Source organism: Haloprofundus halophilus (assembly GCF_003439925.1).
Taxonomy (GTDB): Archaea; Halobacteriota; Halobacteria; order Halobacteriales; family Haloferacaceae; genus Haloprofundus; species Haloprofundus halophilus.
In genome coordinates this window covers 565,075-584,139 of record NZ_QQRR01000001.1, presented here as the reverse complement: position 1 = coordinate 584,139, position 19,065 = coordinate 565,075, and the positions used below count along the sequence as shown (strand labels likewise).

The 19,065-nt window shown below is 68.4% G+C and carries 22 protein-coding genes; 10 read left to right on the top strand and 12 right to left on the bottom strand.

Features of this window, described 5'->3' with window-relative positions; genetic code table 11:
- Positions 1 to 24: 24 nt before the first annotated feature.
- On the bottom strand, positions 25 to 912 hold the full coding sequence (locus tag DV709_RS02900) for a DUF4349 domain-containing protein (RefSeq protein ID WP_117591593.1): 888 nt from the start codon (positions 910 to 912) through the stop codon (positions 25 to 27).
- A 385-nt stretch (positions 913 to 1,297) separates the two neighbouring features.
- Here DV709_RS02900 and DV709_RS02895 point away from each other — a divergent pair, with 385 nt between their 5' ends.
- The 3 genes from DV709_RS02895 (at position 1,298) to DV709_RS02885 (ending at position 4,328) form a co-directional block, all read left to right on the top strand.
- A complete protein-coding gene (locus DV709_RS02895; RefSeq protein ID WP_117591591.1) occupies positions 1,298 to 2,083 on the top strand; it encodes a DUF7260 family protein in 786 nt (261 codons plus the stop codon).
- Positions 2,084 to 2,238: 155 nt separating this feature from the next.
- Positions 2,239 to 2,700: a PH domain-containing protein gene (locus DV709_RS02890; protein WP_117591589.1), complete on the top strand. Its 462-nt coding sequence runs from the start codon at positions 2,239 to 2,241 to the stop codon at positions 2,698 to 2,700.
- The gene (locus DV709_RS02885) at positions 2,697 to 4,328 is read left to right on the top strand and encodes a PH domain-containing protein (RefSeq protein ID WP_117591587.1); all 1,632 of its coding nucleotides are present in this window, start codon (positions 2,697 to 2,699) and stop codon (positions 4,326 to 4,328) included. The genes DV709_RS02890 and DV709_RS02885 overlap by 4 nt, the downstream gene beginning before the upstream one ends.
- A gap of 47 nt (positions 4,329 to 4,375) precedes the next feature.
- On the opposite strand, the gene DV709_RS17575 is transcribed toward DV709_RS02885, so the two are convergent.
- A complete protein-coding gene (locus tag DV709_RS17575) occupies positions 4,376 to 4,546 on the bottom strand; it encodes a hypothetical protein (protein ID WP_157972631.1) in 171 nt (56 codons plus the stop codon).
- 88 nt (positions 4,547 to 4,634) lie between these two features.
- Positions 4,635 to 4,982: a VOC family protein gene (locus tag DV709_RS02880; RefSeq protein ID WP_117591585.1), complete on the bottom strand. Its 348-nt coding sequence runs from the start codon at positions 4,980 to 4,982 to the stop codon at positions 4,635 to 4,637.
- Positions 4,983 to 5,094: 112 nt separating this feature from the next.
- Between DV709_RS02880 and DV709_RS02875 the strand changes: the two genes are divergently transcribed.
- Positions 5,095 to 5,664, top strand: a complete 570-nt coding sequence (locus tag DV709_RS02875; RefSeq protein WP_117591583.1) for a hypothetical protein — start codon at positions 5,095 to 5,097, stop codon at positions 5,662 to 5,664.
- A gap of 22 nt (positions 5,665 to 5,686) precedes the next feature.
- On the opposite strand, the gene DV709_RS02870 is transcribed toward DV709_RS02875, so the two are convergent.
- Both DV709_RS02870 and coxB read right to left on the bottom strand, forming a co-directional pair.
- Complete coding sequence (locus tag DV709_RS02870; RefSeq protein ID WP_117591581.1) at positions 5,687 to 6,343, bottom strand: bifunctional 4-hydroxy-2-oxoglutarate aldolase/2-dehydro-3-deoxy-phosphogluconate aldolase; 657 nt, start codon at positions 6,341 to 6,343, stop codon at positions 5,687 to 5,689.
- Positions 6,344 to 6,449: 106 nt separating this feature from the next.
- Positions 6,450 to 7,277, bottom strand: a complete 828-nt coding sequence (coxB, locus tag DV709_RS02865) for a cytochrome c oxidase subunit II (RefSeq protein WP_117591579.1) — start codon at positions 7,275 to 7,277, stop codon at positions 6,450 to 6,452.
- 204 nt (positions 7,278 to 7,481) lie between these two features.
- On the opposite strand from coxB, the gene DV709_RS02860 reads away from it, so the two are divergent.
- The 3 genes from DV709_RS02860 to DV709_RS02850 are packed head-to-tail and all read left to right on the top strand — an operon-like array spanning position 7,482 to position 9,851.
- On the top strand, positions 7,482 to 8,882 hold the full coding sequence (locus DV709_RS02860) for a heme o synthase (RefSeq protein ID WP_394338679.1): 1,401 nt from the start codon (positions 7,482 to 7,484) through the stop codon (positions 8,880 to 8,882).
- A 12-nt stretch (positions 8,883 to 8,894) separates the two neighbouring features.
- Positions 8,895 to 9,551: a DUF7546 family protein gene (locus tag DV709_RS02855; protein WP_117591575.1), complete on the top strand. Its 657-nt coding sequence runs from the start codon at positions 8,895 to 8,897 to the stop codon at positions 9,549 to 9,551.
- Positions 9,552 to 9,608: 57 nt separating this feature from the next.
- The gene (locus tag DV709_RS02850; RefSeq protein WP_117591572.1) at positions 9,609 to 9,851 is read left to right on the top strand and encodes a SelT/SelW/SelH family protein; all 243 of its coding nucleotides are present in this window, start codon (positions 9,609 to 9,611) and stop codon (positions 9,849 to 9,851) included.
- 48 nt (positions 9,852 to 9,899) lie between these two features.
- Here the strand turns inward: DV709_RS02850 and DV709_RS02845 are convergent, their stop codons facing one another.
- Together DV709_RS02845 and DV709_RS02840 are read right to left on the bottom strand one after the other, a co-directional pair.
- Positions 9,900 to 10,916, bottom strand: a complete 1,017-nt coding sequence (locus DV709_RS02845; RefSeq protein ID WP_117591570.1) for an aldo/keto reductase — start codon at positions 10,914 to 10,916, stop codon at positions 9,900 to 9,902.
- Positions 10,917 to 10,974: 58 nt separating this feature from the next.
- Positions 10,975 to 11,964 (bottom strand): aldo/keto reductase, encoded by a 990-nt coding sequence (locus DV709_RS02840; RefSeq protein ID WP_117591568.1) that lies wholly within the window; start codon positions 11,962 to 11,964, stop codon positions 10,975 to 10,977.
- Between the two features lie 114 nt (positions 11,965 to 12,078).
- Here DV709_RS02840 and DV709_RS02835 point away from each other — a divergent pair, with 114 nt between their 5' ends.
- The 3 genes from DV709_RS02835 (at position 12,079) to DV709_RS02825 (ending at position 15,027) form a co-directional block, all read left to right on the top strand.
- Complete coding sequence (locus DV709_RS02835; RefSeq protein ID WP_117591566.1) at positions 12,079 to 13,143, top strand: Gfo/Idh/MocA family protein; 1,065 nt, start codon at positions 12,079 to 12,081, stop codon at positions 13,141 to 13,143.
- 97 nt (positions 13,144 to 13,240) lie between these two features.
- On the top strand, positions 13,241 to 14,251 hold the full coding sequence (locus DV709_RS02830; RefSeq protein WP_117591564.1) for an ABC transporter ATP-binding protein: 1,011 nt from the start codon (positions 13,241 to 13,243) through the stop codon (positions 14,249 to 14,251).
- Entirely contained in the window at positions 14,248 to 15,027 is a 780-nt protein-coding gene (locus DV709_RS02825; RefSeq protein ID WP_117591562.1) for an ABC transporter permease, read from the top strand. The genes DV709_RS02830 and DV709_RS02825 overlap by 4 nt, the downstream gene beginning before the upstream one ends.
- Positions 15,028 to 15,061: 34 nt before the next feature.
- On the opposite strand, the gene DV709_RS17950 is transcribed toward DV709_RS02825, so the two are convergent.
- The 5 genes from DV709_RS17950 to DV709_RS02805 all read right to left on the bottom strand — a co-directional run bounded on the left by DV709_RS17950 (position 15,062) and on the right by DV709_RS02805 (position 19,053).
- Positions 15,062 to 15,199, bottom strand: a complete 138-nt coding sequence (locus tag DV709_RS17950) for a hypothetical protein (RefSeq protein WP_198665636.1) — start codon at positions 15,197 to 15,199, stop codon at positions 15,062 to 15,064.
- A 60-nt stretch (positions 15,200 to 15,259) separates the two neighbouring features.
- On the bottom strand, positions 15,260 to 16,315 hold the full coding sequence (locus DV709_RS02820; RefSeq protein ID WP_117591560.1) for a S1C family serine protease: 1,056 nt from the start codon (positions 16,313 to 16,315) through the stop codon (positions 15,260 to 15,262).
- A 152-nt stretch (positions 16,316 to 16,467) separates the two neighbouring features.
- Complete coding sequence (gene cysS / locus DV709_RS02815; RefSeq protein WP_117591558.1) at positions 16,468 to 17,952, bottom strand: cysteine--tRNA ligase; 1,485 nt, start codon at positions 17,950 to 17,952, stop codon at positions 16,468 to 16,470.
- A 168-nt stretch (positions 17,953 to 18,120) separates the two neighbouring features.
- Positions 18,121 to 18,438 (bottom strand): gas vesicle protein GvpO, encoded by a 318-nt coding sequence (gene gvpO, locus DV709_RS02810; protein WP_117591556.1) that lies wholly within the window; start codon positions 18,436 to 18,438, stop codon positions 18,121 to 18,123.
- A 99-nt stretch (positions 18,439 to 18,537) separates the two neighbouring features.
- Positions 18,538 to 19,053, bottom strand: coding sequence for a DUF7523 family protein (locus DV709_RS02805; RefSeq protein WP_117591554.1), 516 nt, complete (start codon positions 19,051 to 19,053; stop codon positions 18,538 to 18,540).
- Between the last annotated feature and the right edge of the window lie 12 nt (positions 19,054 to 19,065).

Genomic DNA, 19,065 nt, shown 5'->3' with positions numbered 1-19,065 from the left:
GGCCGGGGACCGGTCGACGGTCGCTCAGCCGCGGACGCGTCGGTACAGGAGCGCTACCGCGCCGACGAGCGGCAAGCCGAACACCAGTAGATACGGGGCGGCGTAGGCGACGCCGACCACGAGCGCGCGGAGCGTGACGCCGACGCCGCTGACGGATTCGAGAAACGCCGCGAGCACGCCGGTGTCGTACCACGCGGCGCGGTCGTAGAGGCCCTCGGGCCGCGGCTCTTCGAGGTAGACCGTGAGCGTGGAGTACGCGACCCGCTGTTCGAGCGACTGGAGTCTCCCTTCGAGGCGCTCTATCTCCGTCTGGACGTCCGAGAGTTCGCGCTGGACGGCCAGCACGTCCTGGGTCTCGTTGGCCTGCTGGTAGAGTTCGCGGAGGCGGTCGCGCTCGGCCCGGAGGTTCTCCAACCGCGCTTCGAGGTCGACGACCTGGTCGGTCACGTCCTCGGTCGTCGTCTCCTCGAACTCGACGGTTCCCTCGGTTCTGGCGGCGTCGACCATCGAGGAGTAGTTCTCCTGCGGAACGCGGAGGACGATACGACCCTCGGACCACGTCTCGTTACCCTCGCCGCGGTTCGAGACGCTCGTGTCGCTGACGTACCCGCCGCGGGCCTCGACGGCCGCGGTGAGGTTGTCGCGGGCCGTCTCGAACTCGTCGACCTCCATCCGGAGTTCGCCGGTGCGGATTAGCTCGCGCTGCTGGGCGAACTGGGCGTCGCTGTCGGCGTTCGCCGTCTCGCCTTCGGCGGCCGCGTCGTTCGCCGACCCGCCGTCGCCGCCGCCGGCCGACGTGACGAGGTCGGTGCTCTGGCCGCCGGCGTCGCCGCCGCTGCTGGCCGAACACCCCGCCGTCACCAACAGGAGTGCGACCGCCAGCGTCGCAATCGTTCGGGAACTGATACGCATGGCGAACAGATACGAGCAACATTTAAAGAAACTTCCCAAGGGACAAACAGGTGTTTGACCTACCGCCCTCCTCTCGCGGTCGGACGCGGAGGCGGCGGGCCGTAGCAGACGTTTCGGGCGGTGGACTGCGACCCCCTCGAAACACCGTTACATGTTAGCACAGAAGGATGTATAGGTCTATAGAGCGGTAATTATTTCAATTCGACCGGTGGCCGATATTTTTATCTCGGTGGCAGGCGTTCGTGAGGGCGATGAGACGAGAGCGCGTGAGCGGCGAATATCCTTCTTCTGACGGGGGCGTGCGTATCGAACTGTCGGCGCGGACCGGGCGGTCGCGGCCCGACCGGCGGATGGCGTTCGGCACCCACACAGAGGACGTCGGGCGATGACCGAGCGGGCCCCGACGCTCGACGCCGTCGGGCACACGGTTCGAGACGCCCGCCAGATCGTTCGCAAAGAGCGTCGTCGGACCGTCGACGAGCGCGAGGCGTTTCGCGCGTTCGGCGACCGACTGGCGCAGATACAGCCGGCGAGCGCCGGCCGCACGGTTCCGGCGACCGTCAGAGGTAGCGGCGTCGGCGAGGGCGGACCGAACGCGACGCGGCGCGTCCTGAACGCCTATCAACGGACGGTGATGGCCGTGCCGCACTACGAGAGCGAGTACGGCGACACCGTGGGACGAAGCATCGTCGAGGAGTTCGGCACCGGCGTCGGCGGCGCGCTCGTCTCGACGGACGGACTGACGCCGGAACTGCAGCGCGTCGTCGCGGAGGCGGCGAAGGAGGCGGCGGCCGACCGCGAGTCGTTCGTCGCCTTGCTCGACGAGGAGGCCGAGTCGCTGGGGACGGTACTCGACGGTATCGACGCTGTCGTCGAACGACTCCGCTCGCTCGACGACCGCCCGCTCCCCGAGCGGTCGTTCGACGACCTCCACGACCTCAGAGAACGCGTTTCGGCGCTCGAACGACGGGCGGGGTCGCTCCACGCCGAGCGCCAGTCGAAGATCCGGAGCCACCGCCAGCGACTCGGCGTCACCGACGTCGACCTCCCCACGTTTCTCTATCACGACCGACCGTACACGTACCCGGCGTTGTCGGCGGTGACGACGCTCGTCGACGCGGTTCGACGCGCCCGCCGCCGCGTCGAGCGACGGCTGGCCGCGACGGCCTGACCCCGACGGGTACCGGGATTTATACTCGCTCCCTCGAAACGACCGGCGATGAGCGGCTTCCGGCCGACGGCAGCGTCGGCGAGACGACGACGGGACGACGAGGTCGAGCGAGCGAAGAGCGAACCGCACCTCCGGGGGGACGGGGTGCGTCGTCGATGATGCGACTCCACCCCCGCGTGCGACTGCTGTGGTCGCTGCGGGCGGTCGTCGCCGCCACCGTCGTCGGCGCGCTCGCCGCCGTGTTCGACCGATTCGTCCTCGAGCAGGGGCTCTGGCTTCCGGTCGCCGTCTTTCTCGCCGTGCTGTTCTTCGGAGTCACCGTCGCCCTCCTCCGGTACCGCTACTGGCGCTACGAGGTCCGCGACGACTCGCTGTATCTGGAGCGCGGCGTGTTCACTCGCGTCCGAACGGTCGTCCCGTTCGTCCGTATCCAGCACGTCGACTCCTCGCGGTCGCCTGTCGAACGTCTCGCCGGGCTGGCGACCACCGTCGTCTACACCGCCGGGTCGCGTGGCGCGGACGTCACCATCCCCGGTCTCTCGGCGTCTGGCTCGGACGACCTCCAAGAGCGTATCAAGCGACTGGCCATCCGCGCCGAGGGTGACGACGCGGTATGAAGCTCTCGCCGCTGTCGATACCGTACCGCGTCGCCCAGAAGGCGGGGAGTCTCCTGTTCTCGCTTCTCATCCTCCTGTTCACGGGGGCGACGGGACTGCTGGAGGCGTTCGGCGCGGGCGGCCTCCTCGTCGCGCTCGGCCTGCTCTTGGCCATCGGCTTCGCGCTCGTCGGGTACGAGGTAGCGTACTACCGACGCTACGAGTACGACCTCACCGCCGACACGTTCGACATCCGGTCGGGGGTGTTCTCCCGCCGGACCCGCGAGATTCCGCTCGCCCGGATTCAGAACGTCGACATCCGGCGGAACGTCTTCCAGCGGTTTCTCGACATCGCGGCCGTCGACTTCGAGACCGCGGGCGGCAGCGAGACGGAGGCGGCGATACGGTACGTCAGCTTCGCGGAGGCGAAGCGCCTCCAGCGGGATATCGGCCGCCGAAAGCGAGGCGAGACCGAGGACGCCGACGGGTCGGCGACCGACGAGACCGACCTCCTGTTCGCGCTTTCGGACCGCGAACTGGCGCTCGTCGGCCTGCTCTCGTTCGACCTCCGGGTACCCGGTGTCGTCGCCTTCCTCGCCTCCAGTTCGGTGCCGATTCTCTCCTCGCTGGTCCCGTCGCTCTCGGAGCTGACCGTGCTCGCCGTCGGCGGCGTCCTTCTGGCCGTCGGTATCCTGCTGTTCTCGTGGCTCGTCGGCGTCGTCGTCGCGGTTCTGAACTACTACGGGTTTCGGCTCTCCCGGACGAGCGACGAACTCCGGTACGAACGCGGCCTCGTCCAGCGCTACGACGGGTCGATTCCGTTCGACAAGGTGCAGACGCTCACCGTCGAGGACAACCCCCTGAAGCGACGGTTCGGCTACGCCACCCTCGCCATCGAGACGGCCGGCTACGCGCCGGGACAGGGCGGCAGCTACGGGTCGGAGGCCGCGGTGCCGCTGGCGCGCGTGGACCGAGTTCTCGCACTGGCTCGGGACATCGACGAGTTCGGCGAGTTCGACTTTCGACGACCCCCGAAACGCATCCGCCGGCGCTACGTCGGCCGGTATCTCATCGCACTCGGCGTCCTTCTCGCGGCGCTGTACGGCGTGAACTACGCGCTCGGCGGCGACTACCCGTGGTTCGTCCCCGCCGTCATTCTCCCCCTGATTCCGGTCGCCGCGCACTACAAGTGGAAACACCGCGGCTACTGGCTGGACGAACGCCACGTCGTGACGCGGAACGGCTTCTGGAACCGCCAGACGCGGATCGTCCCCTACCACCGCGTACAGACCGTCATCGACACGCGGACCGTCTTCCAGCGCCGCTGGCGGGTCGCCACAATCACTGCCGACACTGCGGGGTCGCGCTCGCTCTCGGCCCGCGACGCTGCCGCCGTCGACATCGACAGAGCGGAGGCGAAGCGGCTCCGCTCGGCGCTGGAAACGCGGTTGCAGGCGGCGCTCGCGGCGCGACGACGCGAGGCAGCCGAAGACCAGAGCGACGACGACGGGAGCGAGAGCGAGACGGCCGGGACCAGCGAGAACCGCGAGAACAGCGAGGCGGTATCCGACGATTCGGCGTACTCTGACGACTCGACGGACGCTGACGAAAGCGAGTCGCCGAACGACGACACCCCCAGTACGACTTGACGCGAAGACGAACTGCGGACTCGTCGTCACGGCGGGTCGAGACGGACTCAGTCGCCGAGGACGAGTTCGAGTGACGCGAAGGTGACCGCGAACACGACGGCGTACAGCGCGGCGCTGCGCAACCCGGTTCCCGCTCCGACGACGTACATCACCAGACCGCCGCCGACTCCGCCACCTACGCTGCCGACGAGTCCACGGCGAACCGAACTGTCGTCCATGTGGGGGAACGAAACCCGCGCGACGTTTGTTCTGCCGGTTCGTCTTCGCTCTCCCCTCGCACGACCGTTCGCGTCGGAACTCGTCGACTCACAGGTCGACGGGGTGCAGAAACGCCTGGAACTCGACGGTCCGCCCGTCGGGGTCGTCGGCGAAGAACTGGTAGATGTCGTATCTCTCGTTCTCGTGTGGTTCCTCGCGGGCGGCGTCGCCGACGGTAGCGTGCATCTCGTCGACCTCTGCGCGCGAGTCGTAAACGAACGTGAGGATGCCGCAGTCGTCGGTCGCGTCGCGGTCGCAGAAGCCGAACAGCATGTTGCCGTGCTTCAACACCGTGCAGTCCGGTTGTTCGAGCCACACCTCTGCGCCGACCGTCTCGGTGTAGAACTCGACGACGCTGTCTTGTCGCTCGGTGCGGAAGAAGACGATTCCGGACATACTCCACGCTCTCGGTCCGAGGAGATAATCGTGCCGTCTCCCCGAAGAAGTCGGAGAAACAAACACTCCTCTCTGGCGGAAAGTACTTGTGTGCAGGCCGGAGACTGAGGATATGAACCGTCGCGGGCTCCTCGCCGGTGCGGCAGCGGGAACGGCAGCGCTGTTCGGCGTCGGCGCGCTCGGCCTCCGGTCGACTGGCGGTCCGGTCGAGACCCGCGAGTTCGAGCGTCGCTCACCCGACGACGACGAACACGCCGCGGAACGACCGTCGGTGACGTTCGAGCCACAGCGGAGCCGAATCCGCGTGACCGGCGCGCTCGTCGTCGGCTCGGGCGCCTGTCTTCGCGTCGCGCTGGCGTCGGCGACGTACGACGCCGAGGGAGGGACGTTCGAGATGGTCGTCGCCGCCGAACGCGACGACGGCATCGACGGCTGTGCCGGCACCGCGACGGCGTCGGACGACACCGTCGTCACCGGCGACACGGACGAAGAAAACGGCTCGTTCTCGGCGAACTGGTCGGCGAACGACTCGAACCCGCAGTCGGTCCCCGAACGCCTGACCGTCGACGGCTACGACGCGGTGTTCGACTTCGAAGACGAACTGCCCGCCGTCGTCGTCGTCACCGAGCGCGACGAGGTGTACGGCGAGCGGACGACCCGCGTCGAGTGGGCGCTCGGCTGACCTTTCTCGTCTCTCGCGTCGATTACGAGTTGCGCGCCTCGTCGACGACGTCGCTGAAGCGGCGCGCCTGCTCGGTGATGGCCTCGAAATCGCCCTCGGCGACGGCGTCGCCGTCGACGAGCGCCGACCCCGCGCCGACGACCATCGCGCCCGCGTCGACGAAGTCGGCGGCGTTGTCGACGTCGACGCCGCCGGTCGGCATCATCGGAATCTGACCGAGCGGCCCCTTCATGCTCTTGAGGTGGCCGGGGCCGAGCGTTGACGCCGGGAACACCTTCACGAAGTCGGAGCCGGCCTCCATCGCCCGAACCGCCTCGGTGGGCGTCATGACGCCCGGCGCGACGACGGCGTTGTAGCGGTTGCACGTCTCGACGACGTCCGGTTCGAAGTTCGGGCCGACGACGAACTCCGCGCCCGCGAGCAGGGTGCTTCGCGCCGTCTCGGCGTCGAGAACGGTGCCCGCGCCCACGATGACCTCGTCGCCGAACGCGCCCGAGACGTCTCGGATCATCTCCATCGCGCCGGGGTTGTCGGCGGTGATTTCGATGGCCGAGACGCCGCCGCGTTCGAGCGCTTCGGCCGTCTGGATGAGCGAGTCGGCGTCCGCGCCGCGCATGACCGCGACGACGCCGCTGTCGACGATGCGTTCGAGATTTCGGTGTCGGTCGCTGGAACTCATTCGTGCGCTACTGCGCCGACGCGAGTAATAAAGGCCGGCACTGCGTCGCGGTTTGCGGGCGCCGACGCTCGGCGGCGGAAAGATAGAGAACGGGGGTCGTTCGTATTCAGTGCTCGGCGGCGGTCAGTTCCGCTTGGGCGCCGACTGCGGAGGCGTTCGAGGCGTTGCCGGAGTCGTTGCCGGAGCCACCCGAGTTGCTACCGGAGGACTGCTCCTGCAGCCACTGCTCGTACTCGTCCTGCGGGACGACTTTCACCTGGAAGTACATCTGCGAGTGGGCGACACCGCAGAACTCGGCGCAGTAGCCCTGGTAGACGTTATTCTCGTTCTCCTGGTAGTGGGCCACCGTCTTGATGGTCTGGTTCTGCCCGGGGAACGCGTCTATCTTCAGTCCCATCTCCGGGACGTGGAACGCGTGTATCACGTCGCGCGAGGTGACCTCGAAGTAGATGTCTTGCTCGGCCGGGATGACGACGGGGCTGGCCTCGCTTCCGTCTACGGTGACGTTCTCTTCGGGGTAGGTGAACTCCCAGCCCCACTGGTACGCCTCGGCGTGGACGAGGACGCTGTCGCCCTCGCCGGGCGCCTGTGCGCCGGGCTCTTCGGCGTACGTGACGTTGGGGTTCGCGAGCACGCCGTAGGAGGCGACGCCGACGAACAGCAGGATGATGGCCGTCGCGACGGTCCACGTGATCTCGAGCCGCCGGTTCTCTTTGGTCGGTTGCGGGTCGTCGTTGTTGCGGAACTTGATGACTGTGTAGATGAGGATGACTTCGACCAGAAGCGTGATCGGAATCCCCAGATACAGCAGTTTCCCGTTGAGCTCGTTGATGAGCTCCGCAGTCGCCGACGGCTGAGCCGCCGCCGGGACGGCGACGAGCGCCAGCGCCACTGCGGAGAACAGCGAGACGAGTGCGATGCGCGTACGCTTCATTGCTACTGCGGAGTTGGGAAAGCCGACGTAAATACCTGCTGACTCCCCGTTCGCCCGACGGGACGTCCCTCGAAGGACAGATTTCCGGGTTCGACGTTCGAACCACGAACCTCGGGGGGTTGCACGCCGCTGACCCGCCGTCGAGGCCCCGCAAAGCGCGGTGACTAAGTACCGGGCTTCCTAACTTCCGTCAGTGACCTACTAGTGGAATCGACAGACACTCCCGACCGGTTTCCGGCACTCCTCGCCGCCACCGCGATGGGCGTCTATCTCCTCCTCGCCGTCGGCGCGACGACGACGCTCACCGACGCGGCGACGGCGTGTGCGGCGTGGCCGGCCTGCGGCGACGGCCTCTCGCTGCCGTCGTCGGCGATGGGCTACGTCGCGCTCGGCCACCGGGCCGTGGCGCTCGTCGTCGGCGTCCTCGTCGCCGCCACCGGCGTCCTCGCGTGGCGACGCGGCGAGTCGACCCGCATCAAAGCGGCGCTCGGACTCTCGCTGCTCCTGTACCCCGCCCAAGCGGTTATCGGCGCGTTCGTCGCGACGAACGGGACGACGGCCACGCTGTCGGCCGTCCACCTCGTCGTCGGTATGACCATCTTCGGCGGACTGGTCGCCGCGCTCGCGTGGGCGCTCGAAACCGAGACCGGCGACCCCGACGACCGACCCGACCGGATGCCCGAGCGGGACCTCCCGCCCGCCGAGGAGCGACATCCCGAGATTCCGTCGTCGACGCTCGCCCGGGCGAAGGCGACGGCGAACGCCTACTTCCGGCTGATGAAGCCGCGGCTGATGTGGCTCCTCTGTCTGGTCGCCGGCGCCGCGATGGCGCTCGCCGGCGGCCCCGGACTCAATCCGACGACCGTCGCCGCGACGCTCGGCGGCGGCGCCCTCTCTATCGGCGCGTCGGGCACGTTCAACCACGTGCTCGAACGCGACATCGACCGCCGGATGAACCGCACCAGCGACCGACCGCTCGTGACCGACCTCGTCCCCGTCCGCAACGCCGTCGCGTGGGGCGTTCTCCTCTCGCTCGTCTCGCTGGCGCTGTTCGCGTCGGTGAACCTGCTGGCGGCGGCGCTCGGCCTCGCGGCCATCCTCTTCTACAGCGTCGTCTACACGCTCGTACTCAAACCGAACACGGTGCAGAACACCGTCATCGGCGGCGCGGCGGGCGCGCTCCCCGCGCTCATCGGGTGGGTCGCCGCCACCGGCGAGGTCGGCCTCGGCGGCCTCGTCCTCGCCGGCGTCATCTTCCTGTGGACGCCCGCGCACTTCTACAACCTCGCGCTGGCGTACAAGGACGACTACGAGCGCGGCGGCTTCCCGATGATGCCCGTCGTCCGCGGCGAGACGGTCACCCGAAAACACATCCTCTGGTACCTCGGCGCGACGCTCGTCGCCGCGGCGGCGCTCGCGGCGGCCGAGACGCTCGGATGGCTCTACGTCCTCACCGGCGTCGTCTTCGGCGGCGTGTTCCTCTGGATGGTCGTCCGCCTCCACTACGAGCAGTCGGAGTCGGCGGCGTTCCGGGCGTTCCACGCCTCGAACGCCTACCTCGGCGCGCTGCTCTTGGCGGTCGTCGTCGACGCGCTGGCGGTCTAACCCGACTGACCCATGAGTACTCTCGCCCGCTCACTTCCCCGACCCTCGCACGACACGCTCCTCTACGCCGGCGTCCTGTTCAACGTCGAACTCGCCGCGCTCCTCGCGTACGGGCTGTTGACGCCCGGAACGCTGATTCCCGCTCGGTACACAGTGTACGGGTTGCTCTGGCTAAACGTGGGTGTCCTCGCGGTGGCGAAGACGTCCGTCGCGCCCGCGTCGACCCGGACGAAGCGCCGCGCGGCCGTCGTCGCCGCCGCCTACTTCGCGGCGCTGGCCGTCGCCGGCGGACTCGTGACGCTCGCCGCACCCCACGGCGGCGCGGGCCTCCGCATCGGCTGGCTCCCGCCGGGATGGGGACCGGCGCTCATCTACGGCGGCGAGACGCTCAACGTGATTCTGATGCCCGGGCGCGTCGTCGGCTACGTCGCGCTGACGTACCTCGTCTACGCGACGGTTATCGACGCCGCGGGCGCGGCCGTCTCGGGCATCTTAGGTCTCCTCTCCTGCGTCTCCTGTTCGTGGCCGATTCTCGCCTCGCTGGCGACGGCCGTGTTGGGGAGCGGGTCGGCGCTGGCCGCGTCGACGACGGCGCTGTCGTACGACCTCTCGACGGTCGTGTTCGTCGTCACCGTCGCGCTGCTGTACTGGCGACCGTTCGGCCGATAGCCGGAGACGGCTCCCGCTCGCCGGAGATTTAACACGATAGCTGGCGAACGTGTACACATGACAGCCGTCGAAATCGAGTACTGCGTCCCGTGCGGCTACCTCGACCGGGCCGAACAGATTCAACACCAGTTGCTGGAGGAGTTCGGGCGGGAACTCGACTCGGTGGCACTCGTCACCGGCGACCACGGCGTCCTCCGCGTCACCGCCGACGACGAGGTCGTGTTCGACAAGGACGAGGGCGACGAGTACGACGTCGACGCCATCGCCGAGGGCGTCCGGAGCCGCCTCGGCGAGGCCTGAGGCGGCCGGTGCGGTCGTACGGGGACTCCGTCGGGCGAGTGCCCCGACTCAGTGGCCCCAGAGGTTCCCGCTCTCGTCGTATCGGGCGTCTCGTATCCGGTCGTGTTGCTCCCGGGTGAGACTCACGTCGACCGCGCCGAGGTTCTCTTCTAACTGCTCCTCGGTGCGCGCGCCGACGATGGGGATACAGGTGAACTGCTCTATCTGCATCAACCACCGCAGCGCGACCTGCGCGGGCGAAGCGTCGACTTCGTCGGCGACCTCCCGAATCGCGTCGAGCACCTTCCAGCCGCGTTCGGAGACGTAGTAGTCGCCGAAGCGCTCGTCGATGTTCGCCCGAGAGCCGTCCGGTCCCCTGACGGCCTGCGGGTCGTCCTCGTCGGCGCGTTCGTACTTCCCGGTGAGGAATCCCCCAGCCAGCGGCGAGTACGGACAGACCGCGAGGTCCTGGTCGGCGCAGACGTCGAGATACTCCTTCACGTCCTCGTAGTAGCCCGCGTGAAACAGCGGTTGCGTCACGTCGAAGCGCGCGTAGTCGTTGACGTCGGACTTCCACAGCGCCTTCGTCAACTGCCACGCCGCCATCGTCGACGCGCCGAGGTAGTTGACGCGGCCGTCCTCGACCAAGCCGTTCAAGGTCTGGAGGGTCTCCTCGACGGGGGTGTCCTCGTCCCAGCGGTGGATGTAGTAGAGGTCGAGGTAGTCGGTGCCGAGCCGGTCGAGCGTCCCCTCTATCTGGTTTCGGATGTGGGTGCGCGACAGGCCTCGTCCGTTGGGGTTGTCCTCGTCGAAGGGGAAGTACACTTTCGAGGTGAGAACGTAGTCCTCGCGGTCGCGCTCGGCCAGCCAGTCGCCGATCCACTCCTCGCTCGTCCCGTTGGGGTCGCCGTAGACGTTCGCGGTGTCGATGAAGTTCCCGCCGCGCTCCGCAAACGCGTCGAGCAGGTCGTGCGCCTCGCTGCGCTCGGTCTCGTTCGTCCCGTCGGTCTTGCGCCCGAATCGCCACGTGCCGTAACAGAGCGCGGAGACGCGCGTCCCCGTCGCTCCGAGCTGTCGGTACTCCATACGGAGCCTTCGGAGGCGAAAACGAAAAGTGTAGAGTCGGCGGTAACGGGTTCGGAGACTACTCCTCGTCGCCGGTGCGCGCGTCGGCGATGCGGTCGTACTGGTCGTCGGAGAGGCTCACGTCCACCGCACCGAGGTTCTCCTCCATCTGGTCGACGGTACGCGCGCCGACGATGGGGATGCAGGCGAACTCGCGCTGGTCGACGAGCCAGCGGAGCGCGACCTGCGCGGGCGTCGCGTCGACTTCGTCGGCCACCTCTCGAATCGCGTCAAGCACCTCCCAGCCGTGCTCGGAGACGTAGGCGTCCTGGAAGTAGTCGACGAGGTTCGCGCGCGACCCGTCGGGACCGACGGCGTTGCCGTCGTCGTCGCGCTCGTACTTGCCGGTGAGGAATCCCCCGGCCAGCGGCGAGTACGGACAGACCGCGACGTCCTGGTCCGCGCAGACGTCGAGGTAGTCGTCGACCTCGGTCTGCGCCGCGTGGAACATCGGTTGCGTCACGTCGAAGCGCGCGTAGTCGTTGACGTCGGATTTCCACAGCGCCTTCGTCAACTGCCACGCCGCCATCGTCGACGCCCCGAGGTAGTTCACCTTGCCCTCTTCGACCAATCCGGTGAGCGTCCGCATCGTCTCCTCGATAGGCGTGTTCTCGTCCCAGCGGTGGATGTAGTAGAGGTCCAGATAGTCGGTGCCGAGCCGGTCGAGGGTGCCCTCGATTTGATTTCTGATGTGCGTCCGCGACAGGCCTCGTCCGTTGGGGTTCTCGCTGTCGAAGGGGAAGTACACTTTCGAGGCGAGCACGAACTCCTCGCGGTCGCGCTCGGCCAACCAGTCGCCGATCCAGTCTTCGCTCGTCCCGTTGGGGTCGCCGTAGACGTTCGCGGTGTCGATGAAATTCCCGCCACCGGCCTCGTAGGCGTCGAGTAGTTCGTGGGCCTCCCCGCGGTCGGTTTCGTACTCGCCGTTGCTCTTCATGCCGAATCGCCACGTGCCGTAACAGATGGACGAGACGCGCGTTCCCGTCGCTCCGAGTTGTCGGTACTCCATACCGACCGCTCGGACCCGTCGGTCAAAAGGCTGTGAGTACCGGAAACCCCCGAGCGACTCGCTCAGTCGCGCCGACTCCGACGGATTGATACTCGCTCCCACGCTCCACCGGCCGTGAACGTCGTAGGAATCGGCCTCGGTGACCTCGGCCGCCTCGAACTCCGAACGCTCGCCGCCCTCGACGGGGTCGACCTCGTCGCCGGGGCGGACGTCTCCCCGGACGCCCGCGAGGCGTTCGCCGAGGAGCACGACGTCCCGACGTACGAGTCGTACGAGGAGCTGCTCGACGCCGAGGACGCCGACGCCGCCTGTATCGTCACGCCGCACACGCTGCACTACGAGCAGGCTCGCGCCTGTCTCGACCGAGGCGTCCACGTCCACCTGGAGAAGCCGATGGTGACCGACCTCGACCACGCCCGCGACCTCCAGAAGCGAGCTGACGAGGCCGGCCTCGTCCTCGCGGTCGGCTACCAGCGACACGTCGACTGGCGCTTCCAGAAGATTCGTCGCCTCGTCGACGAGGGCGCAATCGGCGACCTGCACATGGCCGTCTGCTTCCTCGAACAGGTGTGGATATCGTTCGCCGAGGAACAGTGGCGCGGCAACCCCGCGCTGTCGGGCGGCGGGCAGCTGTACGACTCCGGGTCGCACCTGCTCGACGCGCTGCTGTGGACGACGCGAACCGACCCCGTCTCCGTCGCCGCCGCGGTCGACGACCGCGGTCACGACGTCGACGTGAACAGCGCGCTGGCGGTGACGCTCGACCGCGACGGCGACCGAGTGACCGCGAGCGTCGGCGTTTCGGGGGCCGGCCGGAGCACGCCCGCTCCCGGCGAGGGCCTGCACTTCTGGGGGACCGAGGGCCGAATCAGCCTCGCCGACGACACGCTGACCGTCGAATCCGGCGGCGAGGTCGACGTCGAGGACGCCCACGAACCCCAGTTCGAGGAACTGACCGAGGCGAAACTGGAGAACTTCGTCGACGCCGTCCGCGGCGACGCCGAACTCGCCATCCCGGCGAGCGACGCCGTCCGCGTGACGGCGCTCACGGAGGCGGCGTACGAAGCAGCCGAGACCGAACGAACCGTCGGTATCGACGCGTTCGACGAGGACGAGGCCGCATCTCTCGCCGCTACGACCGAGGCGACGGGGGCCGTCGACCCCGGAGACGACGACTGAGCGGACGCGCCGGGCCGTGTCCGACGGGCCGCCAGCGCCGCGTCGCGTGACGAAGCGGAATCCGAATCCTTACGGCCGGAACGCTCCGAGTCCGACCATGGACGAGGTACTGGTCGCCGACGACGTACGGAAACGGTACGGTGACACCGTCGCGCTCGACGGCGTCTCGCTGTCGGTCGGCGCCGGGGAGGTGTTCGGTCTCATCGGCCCGAACGGTGCCGGGAAGACGACGCTCGTCCGCGCGCTCACTGGGACGACCCGCGCCGACGGGACGGTTCGCGTCTTCGACGGCGACCCCGAGGACGCCGACGAGCAACGCGTGAGCCTGCTTCCGCAGTCGTTCTCGCCGCCAGCGCGACTCACCGCCCGCGAACTCGTCGCCTACTACGCCGGCCTGTACGACGAGTCGCGGGACCCCGACGCCGTGCTGGCCGACGTCGGCCTGACCGACGCCGCCGACACGTGGTACGAGAACCTCTCGGGCGGCCAGCAGCGCCGCGCCTGCGTCGGCATCTCGCTCGTCAACGACCCCGACCTGCTCTTCCTGGACGAACCGACGACCGGCATCGACCCCGCGGGTCGCCGGTCGCTCTGGGCGCTCCTGGAGGGGCTCGCGGCGGGCGGGACGACCGTCTTCCTGACGAGTCACTCGATGGCCGAGGTCGAACGGCTCTCGGACCGCGTCGGCCTCCTCGCCGACGGGAAACTCGTCGCCGTCGGGACGCCCGACTCGCTGGTTGCCGAGTACGGCGGCGAGAGCCGACTCGTCGTCCGTCCCGAAACGTCGCCGTCCGCCGCGGCCGAGGCGCTCTCGAAGGCGACCCCGGCGTTCGACCTCGCCGTCGACGGCGAGGAGCTCGTCTTCCGGGACGTCGAACCCGAACGCATCGGCCCGGCCGTCGACGCGCTCGACTCCGCCGGCGTCCGCTACGACGCGCTGACGTGGAAGCAACCGAGCCTCGAAGACGTCTACCTGCACCTCACCGGCGACGAGTTCGCCGCGTTCGACCGACCGACCGCCGCGGGACGTACCGCCGACGCCGGCGGCGCGGAAGAGACTCAGACCGTCGACGCCGGCGCTCCCGCCGGCTCGGGAGGTGAGCGATGACAGCGACCGGGCGGGTCCGCGCGGAGTTCGACGCGGCGTGGAACTCTTTCCTCCGCCGGCGGACGGCGGTGTTCTTCACGTTCTTCTTCCCGGTCATCCTCGTGCTCATCTTCGGCGCGCTGGTGCAGACCCAGCCGACCGGCGGGGGCCTGTTCGCCGAACCGCAGACGTACTACGTGCCGGGCTATCTGGCGACCGTCGTGCTGTTCACGCCGCTGTCGCGCGTCGGCAGCGAAATCGCCCGTCACCGCGAGGGGAGCCGCTTCGAGAAACTGGCGACGACGCCGCTGTCGCGCACCGAGTGGTTGCTCGCGCAGACGCTCGTCAACGTCGTCATCATCGGCCTCGCGGCGCTGCTCATCCTCGCGCTGATGGTCGTCGTGACCGGCGCGGAGATTCCGCTCACTCCCGGCCTGCTACTCCTGGTTCCGTTCGTCGTCCTCGGCGTCGTCGTGTTCTGCGGCCTCGGGACGATACTCGGCAGCGTCGCCGACTCCCAGGACGGCGTCATCGCCGCGAGCAACACTATCGCACTGCCGCTTTTGTTCCTCTCGGAGACGTTCGTCACGCCGGAGTTGCTGCCGGAGTGGTTCGGGCCGATAGTGAACCTCTCGCCGCTGACGTACTTCTCGCGCGGCGTCCGGGCGCTGACGTACGAGGGCGGGTGGGAGTTGTACCAGGCACACATGACGGTCTGGTTCAACCTCGCCGTGCTCGCCGCGCTCGCCGTCGTCTTCTTCGCCGCCGGGGCGTACGCCATCCCGCGGACGGACTGACGGCCTCGGCGCCGACTCGCTCACGTCGACGACCTCAGACGCCGACTCGACTGACGCCGAGAATCGCGCCGCAGGACGAACACTCCCAGACCGTCCCGTCGCTGAATCGGAGGTCGGTGTCGCTCTCGACGAGTTCTCGCTGTTCCGTCTCGCAGTGGGGGCAGTGGCCCATGGCGCTCGAATTTCGGCCGCGAAACTGTAGCAGTTTCGAGTAATCCGGCGCTCTCTCGGCTCAGTCGATGGGGATGCGCTCGCCGCGTCCGTCGCGTCGCCGCGGGCGTCTCCCGCCCGGCGTCGGGCGCTCACCGAGAACCACGCGTAGCGTCTCCGCCTCGCCGTCACGCTGCACGTCGATTTCGACCGGTTCGCCCGGGCGCGTCTCCGTGATGAGGTAGTGCATCAACTGCTCGTGGGAGTTGACCGCGCGGCCGTTGATGCCGACGATGACGTCGCCGCCGACCGGCACTTCCCGCCCGCGGACGGTCCGCGAGTAGCGCGACCCGCGGAGCGCGTCGCCGCCGGTCGGTCCGGCGGCCACGTCGACGACGAGCACTCCCCGAGGCTCGTCGAGGCGGTTCGCCCGCGCGACGGTGGGGGTCACGTCGAGCGTCCGCGTCCGGAGGTAGGAGTGGCGGTACGAGCCGTCCTCGACGAGCCCCGGAACGACCTGCGAGACGATGGCCGGCGAGACGGCGAAGCCGATGTTGTCGCCCTGTTTGGCGCGGTTGACGCCGACGACTTCGTAGGAGAGCGTCGTCGAATCGCCGTTCTCGCCTCCGCCGTCCGACTCGCCGCGGCCGTTCAGCGCCACGAGCGGCCCGCCGCTGTTGCCGGGGTTGATGGGCGCGTCGGTCTGGACCACGTCCGGAATGGCGAAGCCGCCGGAAGTGGGCATCGACCGACTCGACCCGGAGACGATGCCGACGCTGATGGAGCCGTCGAGCCCCATCGGGTTGCCGAGCGCCGCGACGGGGCGACCGGGTCTCGGGTTCTCGGTGGCGACGGGGAGCGGTACGGCCGTCTCGGGCAAGCGCTCGACGCGGACGACGGCGAGGTCGGTGTAGGCGTCGACGCCGACGACCTCGCCCTCGCGCCACTGGCCGTCGCTGAACCGGAGTTCGACCCCGTCGCCGCCGCGGACGACGTGTTCGTTCGTCACGACGTGGTTCCGGTCGTAGACGAAGCCGGACCCAGCGCCGCCCATCGGACCGCGCTCGGCGACGTAGATGGAGACGACGGAGGGGATGACCTCCTCGTACAACCGTTCGTAGTCGATGTCTGACTTCATGGGGTGGTGCGCCGACGCCGACCGGCGACGCCCGCGCTTACCGGAGGTTAGGCGTCCCAGTAGATATGAGAATGTCGGATGTTGTCATGCCGCAATGGAGAAGAGGCTGTCGGTTCGCGTGACAGCGACACGACGAATCGAAATTTGGCCGCTCAGTACCGGAACGTCGGCCCGTCGTCGCTGTCTTGCACTTCGACGCCGATGGCCTCCAATCGGTCCCGGAGGTCGTCGGCGCGTCCGTAGTTACCCGCCTCGCGCTCGGACTCGCGGACCTCCAGGACGAGTTCGACGAGGTCGTCTGCGAGGCTCACGTCGCCGCCCGCTTCGTCGCCGAAGGCGAGTCCGAACACGCCGCCGCCGAGTTCCTCGAACGTCTCGACGGCCTCTCGCAGTCCTCGGTAGTCGTACTCGTCGTGACGCTCGACGTGGCGGTTGACGCCCGCGGCGAGCTCCAGGAGCGCCGCCATCGCCTCGCGGACGTTGAAGTCGTCGTTCATCGCCCGCGTGAACTCCTCGCGCGCCTCGTCGACCGTCGCTCGCAGTTCGTCGTCCTCGACTTTCGTCCGCGCACTGGTCGAGTCGAGGCGGTCGGTGGCCGTCTCGTAGGCGCGCTCCAGCCGCTCCCAGCGCTCTCGGGCTTCGGCCATCGCCTCCTCGCTGAACGTCTGTTTCGAGCCGTAGCCCGTCGAGAGGTAGAACGTCCGGACGATGTCGACACCGAACTCGTCGAGCGCGCCCGAGACGGTGAAGAAGTTGCCGAGGCTCGAACTCATCTTCTCGCCCTTGGTCTCCAGCAAGCCGGTGTGGAGCCAGTACCGGGCGAATTTTCTCCCCGTCGCGGCCTCGCTCTGCGCGATCTCGTTCTCGTGGTGCGGGAACACGAGGTCGTGACCGCCGACGTGGATGTCGAGCGTCTCGCCGAGGTGCGTCATCGACATCGCCGAGCACTCGATGTGCCAGCCCGGACGCCCCTCGCCCCACGGCGACTCCCACGTCTCGCCGCGGTCGGTCGAGTCGTCGACGGGGCGGTCATCCTTCCGGTGTTCGGCGATGGCGGCGTCACCGACGCCGTCGGCTTTCCAGAGCGCGAAGTCGGCGGGGTGGCGTTTCTCGCTGCGCTCGTCGGCTTCGCCCTGTGCTTCCATCTCCTCGACGCTCTGGTTCGAGAGTTTCCCGTAGTCGGGGAACTCGGTCACGTCGAAGTACACCGAACCATTGGACTCGTAGGCGTAGCCCTTCTCGACGAGCGTCTCGATGAGGTCGATTATCTCGGGGACGTGCTCCGATACTCGGGGGTAGACCTCCGCGCGCAGGAGGTTGAGTCCGCGCATGTCCTCGATGACCGAGGCCATGAAGTGTTCGGCGACCTCGTGCTCCGTGTCGCCGAGGCCCTCCTCGCCCGCGCGGGCGGCGATCTTCTCGTTCACGTCGGTGAAGTTCTCGACGTGGCGGACGCCGTAGCCCTCGTGGGCCAGCCAGCGGTGCATCACGTCCGAGTGGGTCCACACCCGGGCGTGGCCGAGGTGGGCGTCGTCCGAGACCGTCAGCCCGCAGACGTACAGCAAAACGTCGTCGGGGTCGCCCGGCTCGAACTCTTCGCGTTCGCCCGTCAGGGTGTTGGTCACGGACAGCGTCATTGGCGGGGATTGTCCGGGACGGGATTTAGACCTTTCAGAACTGTGCGAGAGGGTGGCGGCGGTGCGTGTCGTTCGGCCCCTTCGCCGAGTCGTTCGCTCGCGATTTCTCTCGGCGATGTCTCGGACGCAGTCGTACGGAGCGACGGTGCGCGCCCGGCGAAACGCGGCTCAGTGAGCGAACGAAATCCGGTCCCCGCGACGGTACCGCTGCAGTCGCTCGAACGCCACCGCGTTCCCCTGGCCGTCGAACTCGATTCTGTACACGCCCAAGATATCTTGCGTATCCGGCACCGACCGTCGCTCTACCACGTCGACGAGCGTGCGCCACCGCTCCGCCTCGTCGTCGTACTCGACCGCGTGAACGCTGTCGAGCGGACGCTCGGTGAGCGCTTCCGTGCGGCTGGCTGCGCGCTGCCGGATACCGTCGAGGTCGTACTGTCCCCGCTGTTCTGCCGTGCTGCCGGTATCTTCGCTTGTCGTGCTCATGTTCCCATCCGCGCCCCCGGGGAGAGTCAGACTCTGTTTCGATAACTGTTGTGTCGTTTACCGGTTCCGACACGTCTCCGGAGCGACGCGGACCGTCGTCTACCGAGTGTTCGCGACCGAAACCGCCTCCAGTGCCGCCTCGACGACCTGGAGCGCGTTCACGCCGTCGCGACGCCCCACGACGACGAGCAACGAACCACCCGCCGTCGCCGCCGCGTCGACCGGAATCTCGGCGGTCTGTAACCGTCCGAGCACCGTCGTCAGCGCGTCGGCGTCCACCTCGCCGGTGGCCAAGATGGCCGTCTGCGACCCGTCGCCGGCGACGACCGCTCGTCCGCCGAGCGTCAGCAACGCGTCTCCGTTCGCCGACTCCGCGTCCGCGGCGTCGACGACGCCGACTCCGCTCTGCATCGTCACGCGAGCGTCCCGTGGTTCGGTCTCCAGCGGCGGCAACTCCTCGGCGTACCGACGGAGCGCGGTGGCGATAGCGTCCGTCTCGCCGTCGACGTCGAGATGCGACGCGGCGGCGGCGTAGTTGACCACGCCCGCCCGGAGCGCGGTCAACAGAAACGGTCGCTCGCGGGCGGCGTCGCGGGCGTCTGCGGCCAGTGACATGGCCGCGGGTCA

Excerpts from the sequence above, each read along its gene's own strand:
- DV709_RS02900 (WP_117591593.1), bottom strand. The coding sequence starts at position 912 with ATGCGTATCAGTTCCCGAACGATTGCGACGCTGGCGGTCGCACTCCTG.
- DV709_RS02895 (WP_117591591.1), top strand. The coding sequence starts at position 1,298 with ATGACCGAGCGGGCCCCGACGCTCGACGCCGTCGGGCACACGGTTCGA.
- DV709_RS02890 (WP_117591589.1), top strand. The coding sequence starts at position 2,239 with ATGATGCGACTCCACCCCCGCGTGCGACTGCTGTGGTCGCTGCGGGCG.
- DV709_RS02885 (WP_117591587.1), top strand. The coding sequence starts at position 2,697 with ATGAAGCTCTCGCCGCTGTCGATACCGTACCGCGTCGCCCAGAAGGCG.
- DV709_RS17575 (WP_157972631.1), bottom strand. The coding sequence starts at position 4,546 with ATGGACGACAGTTCGGTTCGCCGTGGACTCGTCGGCAGCGTAGGTGGC.
- DV709_RS02880 (WP_117591585.1), bottom strand. The coding sequence starts at position 4,982 with ATGTCCGGAATCGTCTTCTTCCGCACCGAGCGACAAGACAGCGTCGTC.
- DV709_RS02875 (WP_117591583.1), top strand. The coding sequence starts at position 5,095 with ATGAACCGTCGCGGGCTCCTCGCCGGTGCGGCAGCGGGAACGGCAGCG.
- DV709_RS02870 (WP_117591581.1), bottom strand. The coding sequence starts at position 6,343 with ATGAGTTCCAGCGACCGACACCGAAATCTCGAACGCATCGTCGACAGC.
- coxB (WP_117591579.1), bottom strand. The coding sequence starts at position 7,277 with ATGAAGCGTACGCGCATCGCACTCGTCTCGCTGTTCTCCGCAGTGGCG.
- DV709_RS02855 (WP_117591575.1), top strand. The coding sequence starts at position 8,895 with ATGAGTACTCTCGCCCGCTCACTTCCCCGACCCTCGCACGACACGCTC.
- DV709_RS02850 (WP_117591572.1), top strand. The coding sequence starts at position 9,609 with ATGACAGCCGTCGAAATCGAGTACTGCGTCCCGTGCGGCTACCTCGAC.
- DV709_RS02845 (WP_117591570.1), bottom strand. The coding sequence starts at position 10,916 with ATGGAGTACCGACAGCTCGGAGCGACGGGGACGCGCGTCTCCGCGCTC.
- DV709_RS02840 (WP_117591568.1), bottom strand. The coding sequence starts at position 11,964 with ATGGAGTACCGACAACTCGGAGCGACGGGAACGCGCGTCTCGTCCATC.
- DV709_RS02830 (WP_117591564.1), top strand. The coding sequence starts at position 13,241 with ATGGACGAGGTACTGGTCGCCGACGACGTACGGAAACGGTACGGTGAC.
- DV709_RS02825 (WP_117591562.1), top strand. The coding sequence starts at position 14,248 with ATGACAGCGACCGGGCGGGTCCGCGCGGAGTTCGACGCGGCGTGGAAC.
- DV709_RS17950 (WP_198665636.1), bottom strand. The coding sequence starts at position 15,199 with ATGGGCCACTGCCCCCACTGCGAGACGGAACAGCGAGAACTCGTCGAG.
- DV709_RS02820 (WP_117591560.1), bottom strand. The coding sequence starts at position 16,315 with ATGAAGTCAGACATCGACTACGAACGGTTGTACGAGGAGGTCATCCCC.
- cysS (WP_117591558.1), bottom strand. The coding sequence starts at position 17,952 with ATGACGCTGTCCGTGACCAACACCCTGACGGGCGAACGCGAAGAGTTC.
- gvpO (WP_117591556.1), bottom strand. The coding sequence starts at position 18,438 with ATGAGCACGACAAGCGAAGATACCGGCAGCACGGCAGAACAGCGGGGA.
- DV709_RS02805 (WP_117591554.1), bottom strand. The coding sequence starts at position 19,053 with ATGTCACTGGCCGCAGACGCCCGCGACGCCGCCCGCGAGCGACCGTTT.